The organism is Streptomyces sp. NPDC047000 (assembly GCF_040644295.1).
Lineage (GTDB): Bacteria > Actinomycetota > Actinomycetes > Streptomycetales > Streptomycetaceae > Streptomyces.
The window spans coordinates 126,033-137,867 of record NZ_JBEYWE010000020.1; the positions used below are offsets into that span (position 1 = coordinate 126,033).

The window sequence follows — 11,835 nt, forward strand, 5'->3', positions numbered from 1 at the left end:
GTCACCCGTAATTCCCATGGCCGACACGGGCCGTTGGGGCAGGATGGGGTTCCATGACCACCTCGTACGACACCACGCCCGTGGTGCTGGACCGTCGTGAGGGACCGTACGGCGAGGTCGTGCTGCGCAGGCACGGCACGTTGTTGCAGATCATCGCGAACGGCTGCTTCCTGATGGACACCTCCGACGGCCGGTCGGAGCGGCGTCTCGTGGACGCCGCAGCCGACGCGCTGGAGGCAGCCGCCGCACCCGGGGCGCCGGGGGCGCACGCCGCCCGCGAGGCGCCCGGAGGGCGGCGCGGCTCCCAGGACCCGCCGGACCGGCGGAGCCGACCGGCGCTGCTCATCGGCGGGCTCGGTGTCGGGTTCTCGCTCGCGCACGCCGCCGCCGACCCCCGCTGGGGCCGGATCACGGTCGTGGAGCGGGAGCCGGCCGTCATCGACTGGCACCGCGCCGGACCGCTCTCCGGACTGTCCGACGGGGCGCTGGCCGACCCGCGCGCCGAGATCGTCGAGGCGGATCTCCTGACCCACCTCGATGAGACGTACGCCACGTACGACGCCCTGTGCCTCGACATCGACAACGGCCCCGGCTGGACGGTCGACGAGGGCAATGACGGGCTGTACTCACCGGCCGGACTGGCAAGCTGTGCAAGGGCTCTGAGGCCCCGTGGGGTACTCGCCGTATGGTCCGCGCAGCCCTCTCCGGAATTCGAGAGAACCTTGTGGAATGCCGGGTTCAAACAGGTGCGTACCGAAGAGATCCCCGTTGCCCGGGGCGTTCCCGACGTCGTCCACCTCGCTGTCGGACCTGGATAGAAAACTCGCGGTAACTCCCCGTACGCTGCATGCCTGACGCGGATCACTCATCGATCGTTCACGCGTCGGGCGCAGTCATGGGATCACCCCACTGGTTCCGGAAAGCACACTTCAGGGGCGGGCGATGGAGCAGACACACACCTCGCACAGCAGCACGGCGACGGCCACGGCGGGCGCACAGCGCCGGGTGCTGGTCGTCGAGGACGACCCCACGATCGTCGACGCCATCGCGGCCCGTCTGCGCGCCGAGGGATTCCTCGTGCAAACCGCGGGGGACGGCCCGTCGGCCGTGGACACCGCCGAGGCCTGGCAGCCCGATCTGCTGATCCTCGACATCATGCTGCCCGGCTTCGACGGTCTGGAGGTCTGCCGCCGGGTGCAGGCCCAGCGCCCGGTGCCGGTGCTGATGCTCACCGCGCGCGACGACGAGACCGACATGCTGGTCGGGCTCGGGGTCGGCGCCGACGACTACATGACCAAACCGTTCTCGATGCGCGAGCTGGCCGCGCGCGTGCACGTCCTGCTGCGCCGGATGGAACGCGCGGCGATCGCCGCGTCAACTCCGCGATCCGGCACCCTTCGTCTGGGTGAACTGGAGATCGATCACGCGCAGCGCCGGGTGCGGGTCCGCGCCGAGGACGTCCATCTGACGCCCACCGAGTTCGACCTGCTGGTGTGTCTGGCCAACACGCCGCGTGCCGTGCTCTCCCGGGAGCAGTTGCTGGCCGAGGTGTGGGACTGGGCGGACGCCTCCGGCACCCGCACCGTGGACAGCCACATCAAGGCACTGCGCCGCAAGATCGGCGCCGAGCGGATCCGCACCGTGCACGGTGTGGGCTACGCGCTGGAGAGCCCGGCACCGTGAGCGGCGCCCGGCCGCCCGCCCGGCCGCCCACGCCGCAGTCGGGCCCGCAGCCGGGTCCGCCACCGGGTCCCCAGCCGAATCCCGGGGAGCCCTGGGGCTCGGCGGTGCGCCCGTTCTCGATCAAGACCAAGCTGGGCGCGCTGGTCGTCACCTCGGTGCTGATCACCACCGGTCTGTCGATGATCGCGGTGCACACCAAGACGGAGCTGCGCTTCATCACGGTGTTCTCGATGATCGCCACCCTGCTGATCACCCAGTTCGTGGCGCACTCGCTCACCGCCCCGCTGGACGACATGAACACGGTGGCCCGCGCGATATCCCACGGCGACTACACCCGCCGGGTGACGGAGAACCGGCGGGACGAGCTGGGCGACCTGGCACAGACGATCAACGTCATGGCCGACGAGCTGGAGGCGCAGGACCGGCAGCGCAAGGAGCTGGTCGCCAACGTCTCGCACGAGCTGCGCACCCCGATCGCCGGACTGCGGGCGGTGCTGGAGAACGTCGTCGACGGCATAGCGGAACCCGACACCGAGACCATGCGCACCGCGCTGAAGCAGACGGAACGGCTGGGGCGCCTGGTGGAGACCCTGCTGGACCTCTCCCGCCTGGACAACGGCGTCGTACCGCTGCGCCGACGGCGCTTCGAGGTGTGGCCTTATCTGTCGGGCGTGCTGAAGGAGGCCAACATGGTCGTCTCGGCACGCGGCGGCCTCGCCTCCGGCTCCGGCACCCACACCCGCACCGACGTCCATCTGCACCTGGACGTGTCACCGCCGGAGCTGACCGCGCACGCGGATCCGGAGCGCATCCACCAGGTGGTCGCCAATCTGATCGACAACGCGGTGAAGCACAGCCCGCCGCACGGCCGGGTCACGGTGAAGGCCCGGCGCGGCGTCCAGCCCGAGTCGCTGGAGCTGGAGATCCTGGACGAGGGACCCGGCATACCGCGGTCGGAGTGGCACCGCGTCTTCGAGCGGTTCAACCGGGGGGCGGTCAGCCGTCCGCACGGGCCGGGCAGCGACGGGGGTACGGGGCTCGGGCTCGCGATCGCCCGGTGGGCGGTGGATCTGCACGGCGGACGGATCGGGGTGGCCGAATCCGATCGGGGTTGCCGAATTCGTATCACTCTTCCGGGAGACTCCACGGCATCGAGTTGACGTACAGTGCGAGGCGGAGCCGCAAGATCCGGTGAACCCCGGCGCTGACGGACACGTGTGATCAGGCAAGGGGCCGCAAACGCCGGATGCGGGACCCGCGCCCCCGCACGCGTTTCTTCGTGAAACCCCGCTTGTTTCCCGCCAATTCAGCGCCCGAAACACCCGTGCCGATGTGACTTACGCGACGAAGCATCGGCCCGACCTGACCTTCCCGGCCAGGGGGGCGTAGCCTTTATTCCCGCTGTCCATCACCTTGTGAAGCGGAAGAGGGCGGTTGCCGCCGTGTCGCCACAGTCCCCCAGTAACGCATCGAGCATCTCGACCGACACCGACCGAGCGGGAAAGAATCCCGCCGCCGCGTTCGGTCCGAACGAGTGGCTCGTCGACGAGATCTATCAGCAGTACCTCCAGGACCCGAATTCGGTAGACCGCGCCTGGTGGGACTTCTTCGCCGATTACCGGCCGGGGGCTCCTGCCGCGGGGGGTGAGACGGGGGGTCCGGCGCCCGCGGCCACGCCCGCGCAGGCCACCCGGCCCGCCGCACCGGCTCCCGCTCCCGCGACCCCCGCCCAGGCCGCTCCGGCTCCGGTGGCGCCCGCCTCCCCGCCCGCGCCCGCCGCTCAGGCCCCGGCCGCCGCGCCGGCCCCCGCCCCCGCTCCGGTGCAGCCCGCCGCGGCCCCGGCTCCCGCGAAGGCCGCCGCCAGGCCGGCCGCCGCCGCGAAGCCCGCGCCCGCCGCGGCGCCCGCCACCGCCGCCGAGGGACCCGAGCTGGTCACCCTGCGCGGCCCGGCCGCCGCGGTCGCCAAGAACATGAACGCCTCCCTGGAACTGCCGACCGCCACCTCGGTCCGCGCCGTCCCGGTGAAGCTGCTGTTCGACAACCGCATCGTCATCAACAACCACCTCAAGCGGGCCCGGGGCGGGAAGATCTCCTTCACGCACCTCATCGGCTACGCGATGGTGCAGGCCATCAAGGCCATGCCGGCGATGAACAACTCGTTCGGCGAGAAGGACGGCAAGCCGACCCTCGTCAAGCCGGCCCACGTCAACCTCGGCCTGGCCATCGACCTGGTGAAGCCCAACGGCGACCGCCAGCTGGTCGTCGCGGCCATCAAGAAGGCCGAGAGCCTGAACTTCTTCGAGTTCTGGCAGGCCTACGAGGACATCGTCCGCCGGGCCCGCGACGGCAAGCTGACGATGGACGACTTCACCGGCGTCACCGTCTCCCTGACCAACCCCGGCGGCCTCGGCACCGTGCACTCCGTGCCGCGTCTGATGCCCGGCCAGTCGGTCATCATGGGCGTCGGCTCCATGGACTACCCGGCCGAGTTCCAGGGCACCTCCCAGGACACCCTCAACAAGCTCGGCATCTCGAAGGTCATGACGCTCACGTCGACCTACGACCACCGGGTGATCCAGGGCGCCGCCTCCGGCGAGTTCCTGCGCCAGGTCGCCAACCTGCTGCTCGGCGAGAACCGCTTCTACGACGAAGTCTTCGAGTCGCTGCGCATCCCCTACGAGCCGGTCCGCTGGCTGCGGGACATCGACACCTCGCACGACGACGACGTCACCAAGGCCGCCCGGGTCTTCGAGCTGATCCACTCCTACCGGGTGCGCGGCCACGTCATGGCCGACACCGACCCGCTGGAGTACCGCCAGCGCAAGCACCCCGACCTCGACATCGTCGAGCACGGCCTCACGCTGTGGGACCTGGAGCGCGAGTTCGCCGTCGGCGGCTTCGCCGGCAAGTCCATGATGAAGCTGCGCGACATCCTCGGCGTGCTGCGCGACTCGTACTGCCGCACCACGGGCATCGAGTTCATGCACATCCAGGACCCCAAGCAGCGCAAGTGGATCCAGGACCGGGTGGAGCGCCCGCACACCAAGCCGGAGCGCGAGGAGCAGCTGCGCATCCTGCGCCGCCTCAACGCGGCGGAGGCGTTCGAGACCTTCCTTCAGACGAAGTACGTCGGCCAGAAGCGCTTCTCCCTGGAGGGCGGCGAGTCGGTCATCCCGCTGCTGGACGCGGTCCTGGACAGCGCGGCCGAGTCCCGCCTCGACGAGGTCGCCATCGGCATGGCCCACCGCGGCCGGCTGAACGTGCTCGCCAACATCGTCGGGAAGTCGTACGCGCAGATCTTCCGCGAGTTCGAGGGCAACCTCGACCCGAAGTCGATGCACGGCTCCGGCGACGTGAAGTACCACCTGGGCGCCGACGGCACCTTCACCGGCCTGGACGGCGAGCAGATCAAGGTGTCGCTGGTCGCGAACCCCTCCCACCTGGAGGCCGTCGACCCGGTCCTGGAGGGCGTCTCCCGCGCCAAGCAGGACATCATCGGCAAGGGCGGCACGGACTTCACCGTCCTGCCCGTGGCGATCCACGGCGACGCGGCCTTCGCGGGCCAGGGCGTGGTGGCCGAGACCCTCAACATGTCGCAGCTGCGCGGCTACCGCACCGGCGGCACGGTCCACGTCGTCATCAACAACCAGGTCGGCTTCACCGCGGCCCCCGAGTCCTCCCGCTCGTCGATGTACGCGACGGACGTGGCCAGGATGATCGAGGCCCCGATCTTCCACGTCAACGGCGACGACCCCGAGGCCGTCGTGCGGGTCGCCCGGCTCGCCTTCGAGTTCCGCCAGGCGTTCAACAAGGACGTGGTCATCGACCTCATCTGCTACCGCCGCCGCGGGCACAACGAGTCCGACAACCCGGCCTTCACCCAGCCGCTGATGTACGACCTGATCGACAAGAAGCGCTCGGTGCGCAAGCTCTACACCGAGTCCCTGATCGGCCGCGGCGACATCACCCTGGACGAGGCCGAGCAGGCCCTGCAGGACTACCAGGGCCAGCTGGAGAAGGTCTTCACCGAGGTCCGCGAGGCCACCTCGCAGCCCGCCCCGGCGCCCGCGCACGACCCGCAGGACGGCTTCCCCGTCGCCGTGGACACCGCGATCTCCGCCGAGGTCGTCAAGCGCATCGCCGAGTCCCAGGTCAACGTCCCCGACCACATCACCGTCCACCCGCGCCTGCTGCCGCAGCTGCAACGCCGGGCGGCCATGGTCGAGGACGGCACCATCGACTGGGGCATGGGCGAGACCCTCGCCGTCGGCTCACTGCTGCTGGAGGGCGTCCCGGTGCGGCTCGCCGGCCAGGACTCCCAGCGCGGCACCTTCGGCCAGCGGCACGCGGTGATCATCGACCGCGAGACCGGTGAGGACTTCACGCCGCTGCTGTACCTGTCGGAGGACCAGGCGCGGCTGAACGTCTACAACTCGCTGCTGTCCGAGTACGCCGCGATGGGCTTCGAGTACGGCTACTCGCTGGCCCGGCCCGACGCGCTGGTGATGTGGGAGGCGCAGTTCGGCGACTTCGTCAACGGCGCGCAGACGGTCGTCGACGAGTTCATCTCCTCGGCCGAGCAGAAGTGGGGTCAGACCTCCGGCGTCACCCTGCTGCTGCCGCACGGCTACGAGGGCCAGGGCCCGGACCACTCGTCCGCCCGCCCGGAGCGGTTCCTCCAGCTCTGCGCCCAGAACAACATGACGGTCGCCATGCCGACCCTCCCGTCGAACTACTTCCACCTGCTGCGCTGGCAGGTGCACAACCCGCACCACAAGCCGCTCATCGTCTTCACCCCGAAGTCGATGCTGCGCCTGAAGGCGGCGGCCTCGAAGGCGGAGGAGTTCACCACCGGGCAGTTCCGGCCCGTCATCGGCGACTCGACGGCCGACCCGGCCGCCGTGAAGAAGGTCGTCTTCTGCACGGGCAAGGTCTACTACGACCTCGAGGCCGAGCGGCAGAAGCGCGGCGCCACCGACCCCGCCGCCGCGGAGACGGCGATCATCCGGATCGAGCGCCTGTACCCGCTGCCGGGTGCCGAGCTCCAGGCCGAGATCGCCAAGTACCCGAACGCGGCGAAGTACCTGTGGGTCCAGGAGGAACCGGCGAACCAGGGCGCCTGGCCGTTCATCGCCCTGAACCTCATCGACCACCTGGACCTCGCGGTCGGCGCCGACGTGCCGCACGGCGAGCGCCTGCGGCGGATCTCCCGCCCGCACGGCTCGTCCCCGGCGGTCGGCTCCGCCAAGCGCCACCAGGCGGAACAGGAGCAGCTGGTCAGGGAGGTCTTCGAGGCGTAGGCCTCCGGCCCGGCCCGCCCCGCCACCACGGACGGCCCCGTCCCCCATCCCCCGGGGGACGGGGCCGTCCGTGTCCCTTCCCCTCCCCTAACCTGGACGTGTACAACCCACCGACACCGGAGAACCCCGTGTACTTCACCGACCGAGGCATCGAAGAGCTGGAGAAGCGCCGCGGCGAGGAGGAGGTCACCTTCGAGTGGCTGGCCGAACAGCTCCGCACCTTCGTCGACCTGAACCCCGACTTCGAGGTCCCGGTGGAACGCCTCGCCACCTGGCTCGCCCGCCTGGACGAAGAAGAAGACGACTGACCCCCGCCCCCCTTCCCGCCCCCTCACCGCCGCCCCGCACCCCCTGCGGCGCAGGACCCACGGACCGAGGCCGTCAACGGCCTTCCCCAGAAGGCCCCGGCACACCGGCCGGCCGCCACAAGGGCCCACACCCTGCTGAAGGCGGCAAGGGCCCACACCACGCCGGAGGCGGCCGCCACCCCGCCCTCCCCACCCCCAGCCGCGGGCAGTCATGCTTCCCCCTCCCCCCAGCCGCGGGCAGTCGTGCCTCCCCCAAGCTCTTCGAGCAGGGGGGGACCCCCAGGGCGGCACGGGTGGGCGCGGGCGGCACCCCGTAAACGCCGGGCTGCGCACCCACCCCCGGCCAGCACCGGCCGACGGTAAGCCCCCCAGCCACGGCACCCAGCGCACCGGCTCAGGCACCGGCCAGGCACCGGCACCGCCCCCCTCACCCGAAGAGGTGTCTTGACTTTCCGCACCCGCGATATATCGTGTTTCACGTAAGACGCGATATGGCGCGTAGATGTATCGGAAACCACCCAGGAGGAGCCCACCCATGCCCGACTGGCAAGTCACCGCACCGAGCAAACTCACCTTCGACACCCCGGTGACCACCCTCCACGTCCGCATAGTCAACGGCGCGGTCAACGTGGTGGGCACGGAAGACGGTTCCGCCCGCCTGGAAGTCACCTCCATCGAGGGACCGCCCCTGCTGGTGACCGAGGAGGCCGGCACCCTGACGGTGGCCTACGAGGACCTGCCCTGGAAGGGCTTCCTGAAGTGGCTCGACCGCAAGGGCTGGCGCCGCTCCGCGGACGTCACCCTGGCCGTCCCGGCGCACACCCGCGTCGTGGTCGGCGTGGTCGGCGCCACCGCGGTGGTCTCCGGCATCGACGCCCGCACCGAGGTGAGGGGCGTCACCGGCGACACCACCCTGCTCGGCCTGCACGGCCCGATCCGCACGGACACCGTCTCGGGCAACGTGGAGGCCCAGGCCCTCGGCGGCGACCTCCGCTTCAACTCGGTCTCCGGCGACCTGACGGTGGTCGAGGGCGCGGGCTCCTCCGTGAAGGCGGACACCGTGAGCGGTTCGATGATCGTCGACCTGGATCCGGCGGGCGGCCCCACCGACATCAGCCTGACCAGCGTCTCCGGCGAGATCGCCATCCGGCTCCCCCATCCGGCGGACGCGGAGGTCGAGGCCAACACCGCGAGCGGAACGCTGTCGAACGCGTTCGAGGACCTGCGGGTGAGCGGCCAGTGGGGCGCCAAGCGGATCACGGGGCGGCTGGGCGCGGGCAACGGCCGGCTGAAGGCGACGACCGTCTCGGGCTCCATCGCCCTGCTGCGGCGGCCCCCCGCGGAGGACGAACCGTGGGACGCCCCCGAGAAGCCCGGAGACCCCGGAAACACCGACGACAAGAAGGTGCTCTGACATGCCCCCCGTCTTCGCCCACGGCCGCCTGCGCCTCTATCTCCTCAAACTGCTGGACGAGGCACCGCGCCACGGGTACGAGGTGATCCGCCTCCTGGAGGAGCGCTTCCAGGGGCTGTACGCGCCCTCGGCGGGCACCGTCTACCCCCGGCTGGCCAAGCTGGAGGCCGAGGGCCTGGTCACCCACACCACCGAGGGCGGCCGCAAGGTGTACGCCATCACGGACGCCGGCCGCGCCGAACTGGCCGACCGCAGTGGTGAACTGGCCGATCTGGAGCTGGAGATCCGCGACTCGGTGGCGGAACTCGCCGCGGAGATCAGGGCCGATGTGCGCGGTGCGGCCGGCGATCTGCGGCGCGAGATGCGGGAGGCGGCCTCGCAAGCGCGGCGTGGCGGCGCCCGGGCCGGATCGGCGGCCTACGGCGACATCGGTGACATCGGGGACGTCGGCGACAAGGAGGCGTGGCGCGCCGCCAAGGAGGAGTTGCGGCGCGCCAAGCAGGAGTGGAAGGAGCAGGCGAGGCGGGCCAAGGACGAGAGCCGCCGGGCCCGCGACGAGGCCCAGCGTGCCCGGCGCCAGGCCCAGGAGGCGCAGGCGAACGCCCGCGCCCAGGCACAGGAGGAGATGCAGCGCATCGCCCGCCGGGTCCAGGAGCAGGTCCAGGACCACTTCACCCGCGGCGACTGGCCGACCGGTGTGCGTGAGGGCCTGACCGAACTGGCCAAGGAGTTCGGCGAGTTCGGAAAGGACTTCGGGAAGGGGTTCGGCAAGGACTTCGGCTTCGGCCGCCCCGGCACCGCGTCCGCCCCGGCACCGTCCCCGCCGCCGGGCCCGGAGTACAGCAAGGCCCCGGAGGACTTCCCCGTCGAGTACGAGCCGGCGTGGGCGCACGAGTCCCCCGGCGGGGACCCGGCCCGCGACCTGGACCGCCTCCTGGACCGTTTCCGCGACGACATCCGCGACGCGGCCCGGGACCACGGTGTCACCCCGGACCAACTCGTCGAGGTACGGAGTCACTTGTCCTCGGCAGCGGCCCGCATCGGCGCGATACTGCACGGCCCGCGGGTCTGAGCCGGCCGGACGGCGCCGGACACGGACGGCAAGGACGACCGCCCTCAACCCGCCTTCGCCCGACCCGGGTTCCCCCGGCCGCCCGCCTCTCCTCCGCCGTACAGCACCCGGACCAGAGCCTCATGGGTCACCCCGTGGTCGGCGAGGGTCTCGGCGGGGACTCCGGGGAGGACCGTCAGGGCGAGGAGGAGATGCTCGTCGCCGATATGCCTGTCGCGGTGGGCCACGGCGATACGGAGGGCGCGTTCGAGGACCGCCTTGGCACTGCGGTCGAAGGAGCGACGACCGCCCGGACGGCGATCGGCGGACCCGCGGTCACCGGACATCGCTCCGGCGCCGTGCACCTCCTCCATACGGGCGACGAGGTCCGAGACGTCGATGCCCAGCCCGGCCAGGGCCTCCGAGTCGGCGCGTGACAGCCCGGCCCTGCGCCGCGCCTCGGCCAGGTCCCGGACCACCGCGTCACGATGGCCGCCCAGGCCGACCGCGGCCAGCGCGAACGAGGCGCGACCGGACTCCCTGCCGAGCAGGGCGAGCAGCAGATGCCCCGCGTCGACGTACCGCGCGCTCGACCGCACGGCATGCTCCATCGCGCCCTGTACCACCGCCCGGGCGTCCTTGGTGAACCGTTCGAACATCAACGCCTCCCGTATTTCTTGTGCACGGCCTGCCGGCTGACACCGAGCTCAGCGGCGATCTCCTGCCACGACCAGCCCTGATTGCGGGCGTTGCGCACCTGCACGGCCTCCAGTTGCTCCAGCAGCTTGCGCAGGGCGGCGACTGCCCGCAGTCCGATCCGCGGATCACGGTCACCGGCGCGCTCGGCGAGTTCCGTTGCTTCGGTCATGACGTCAATCTAGGTTGACATCTCGCTCGCGTCAACCCTGGTTGACGATCGGGGTACGGAAAAGGCGGACCCGGGAACCCGGGCCCGCCTGCCGAAGCCGGGAGCGGCCGGTCAGTCGTTGGTGAGGACGATCTTCCCGAACTGTCCTCCGGACTCCATCCGCTCGAAGCCCTCGCGGGCACGGTCGAGCGGGAGCACCTCGTCGATGACGGGGCGTACGCCGGTCGCGGCGCAGAAGGACAGCAGGTCCTCCAGCTCGTCCTTGGTGCCCATGGTGGAGCCGACGATCCGGAGTTCCAGGAAGAAGATCCGGGTGAGTTCGGCGTGCGAGGGCCGGTCGCCGCTGGTGGCGCCGGAGATCACCAGGGTGCCGCCGGGCCTCAGCGACTTCACCGAGTGGGACCATGTGGCCGCGCCGACGGTCTCGATCACGGCGTCCACCCGCTGCGGCAGCCGGGCGCCCGGCTCCACCGCGTCGACGGCGCCGAGCTCGACCGCCCGCTTACGCTTGGCCTCGTCCCGGCTGGTGGCGAACATCCGCAGGCCGGCCGCCTTGCCGAGGACGATCGCCGCCGTGGCGACACCGCCGCCCGCGCCCTGCACGAGGACCGAGTCACCGGGCCGCACACCGGCGTTGGTGAAGAGCATCCGGTACGCGGTCAGCCAGGCCGTGGGCAGACAGGCCGCCTCCGCGAAGGACAGTTCCCTGGGCTTGGGCAGGATGTTCCACGTCGGCACGGCGACCTGCTCGGCGAAGGTGCCCGGGTAGCGCTCGGTGAGGATGGAGCGGGGTTCCTTCGGGCCGACGCCGTGACCGGTCTGGCCGATGACGGAGTGGAGGACGACCTCGTTGCCGTCCTCGTCGATCCCGGCGGCGTCACAGCCGAGGATCATGGGCAGCTTGTCCTCCGCGAGGCCGACGCCCCGCAGGGACCAGAGGTCGTGGTGGTTGAGGGAGGCGGCCCTGACATCGACGGTGCTCCAGCCGGGGCGGGCCTCGGGGGCCGGGCGCTCCCCCAGTTCCAGTCCGGCGAGCGGCTGGTCGCGGTCGATTCGGGCGGCGTAGACGGCGAACATGACCTTGACAATAGGTTCCCGGCCCGGACAACGGAACTCGAGTGGTCTGTGACACATGCCTTCTTGCGGCGGGGGACACGGACGGCCCCGCCCGGTGCCGGGTTCTCCCCGGCCGGGCGGAGCCGTCCGCACCG

General features: G+C 71.1%; 10 protein-coding genes. 7 read left to right on the plus strand and 3 right to left on the minus strand.

The genetic code is table 11. The annotated features are described in order from the left end of the window. Nucleotides 1-53 precede the first annotated feature (53 nt). From ABZ862_RS27270 to ABZ862_RS27300, 7 genes are all read left to right on the plus strand, one after another. Nucleotides 54-818 carry a spermidine synthase gene (locus tag ABZ862_RS27270; protein WP_360963160.1) on the plus strand — a complete coding sequence of 255 codons (765 nt, stop codon included), beginning with the start codon at nt 54-56 and terminating at the stop codon, nt 816-818. Nucleotides 819-942: 124 nt separating this feature from the next. Then, entirely contained in the window at nt 943-1,683 is a 741-nt protein-coding gene (locus ABZ862_RS27275; protein ID WP_360963163.1) for a response regulator transcription factor, read from the plus strand. A 104-nt stretch (nt 1,684-1,787) separates the two neighbouring features. Continuing rightward, nucleotides 1,788-2,843: a HAMP domain-containing sensor histidine kinase gene (locus tag ABZ862_RS27280; protein WP_360963166.1), complete on the plus strand. Its 1,056-nt coding sequence runs from the start codon at nt 1,788-1,790 to the stop codon at nt 2,841-2,843. Nucleotides 2,844-3,125: 282 nt separating this feature from the next. Beyond that, entirely contained in the window at nt 3,126-6,983 is a 3,858-nt protein-coding gene (locus ABZ862_RS27285; protein ID WP_360963169.1) for a multifunctional oxoglutarate decarboxylase/oxoglutarate dehydrogenase thiamine pyrophosphate-binding subunit/dihydrolipoyllysine-residue succinyltransferase subunit, read from the plus strand. 128 nt (nt 6,984-7,111) lie between these two features. Further along, complete coding sequence (locus ABZ862_RS27290) at nt 7,112-7,291, plus strand: DUF6104 family protein (protein WP_360963171.1); 180 nt, start codon at nt 7,112-7,114, stop codon at nt 7,289-7,291. Between the two features lie 535 nt (nt 7,292-7,826). Further along, entirely contained in the window at nt 7,827-8,705 is an 879-nt protein-coding gene (locus tag ABZ862_RS27295; protein WP_360963174.1) for a DUF4097 family beta strand repeat-containing protein, read from the plus strand. Nucleotide 8,706: 1 nt separating this feature from the next. Further along, nucleotides 8,707-9,777, plus strand: a complete 1,071-nt coding sequence (locus ABZ862_RS27300) for a PadR family transcriptional regulator (protein ID WP_360963177.1) — start codon at nt 8,707-8,709, stop codon at nt 9,775-9,777. 44 nt (nt 9,778-9,821) lie between these two features. Here ABZ862_RS27300 and ABZ862_RS27305 read toward each other — a convergent pair whose 3' ends face one another. The 3 genes from ABZ862_RS27305 to ABZ862_RS27315 form a co-directional block, all read right to left on the minus strand. Continuing rightward, nucleotides 9,822-10,415 (minus strand): Clp protease N-terminal domain-containing protein, encoded by a 594-nt coding sequence (locus tag ABZ862_RS27305; RefSeq protein WP_360963179.1) that lies wholly within the window; start codon nt 10,413-10,415, stop codon nt 9,822-9,824. Then, complete coding sequence (locus ABZ862_RS27310; protein ID WP_360963182.1) at nt 10,415-10,624, minus strand: HTH domain-containing protein; 210 nt, start codon at nt 10,622-10,624, stop codon at nt 10,415-10,417. Before ABZ862_RS27310 ends, ABZ862_RS27305 begins: the two co-directional genes overlap by 1 nt. Nucleotides 10,625-10,735: 111 nt before the next feature. Continuing rightward, entirely contained in the window at nt 10,736-11,701 is a 966-nt protein-coding gene (locus ABZ862_RS27315; protein WP_360963184.1) for a zinc-binding dehydrogenase, read from the minus strand. Between the last annotated feature and the right edge of the window lie 134 nt (nt 11,702-11,835).

Excerpts from the sequence above, each read along its gene's own strand:
- ABZ862_RS27270 (WP_360963160.1), top strand. The coding sequence starts at position 54 with ATGACCACCTCGTACGACACCACGCCCGTGGTGCTGGACCGTCGTGAG.
- ABZ862_RS27275 (WP_360963163.1), top strand. The coding sequence starts at position 943 with ATGGAGCAGACACACACCTCGCACAGCAGCACGGCGACGGCCACGGCG.
- ABZ862_RS27295 (WP_360963174.1), top strand. The coding sequence starts at position 7,827 with ATGCCCGACTGGCAAGTCACCGCACCGAGCAAACTCACCTTCGACACC.
- ABZ862_RS27300 (WP_360963177.1), top strand. The coding sequence starts at position 8,707 with ATGCCCCCCGTCTTCGCCCACGGCCGCCTGCGCCTCTATCTCCTCAAA.
- ABZ862_RS27305 (WP_360963179.1), bottom strand. The coding sequence starts at position 10,415 with ATGTTCGAACGGTTCACCAAGGACGCCCGGGCGGTGGTACAGGGCGCG.
- ABZ862_RS27310 (WP_360963182.1), bottom strand. The coding sequence starts at position 10,624 with ATGACCGAAGCAACGGAACTCGCCGAGCGCGCCGGTGACCGTGATCCG.
- ABZ862_RS27315 (WP_360963184.1), bottom strand. The coding sequence starts at position 11,701 with ATGTTCGCCGTCTACGCCGCCCGAATCGACCGCGACCAGCCGCTCGCC.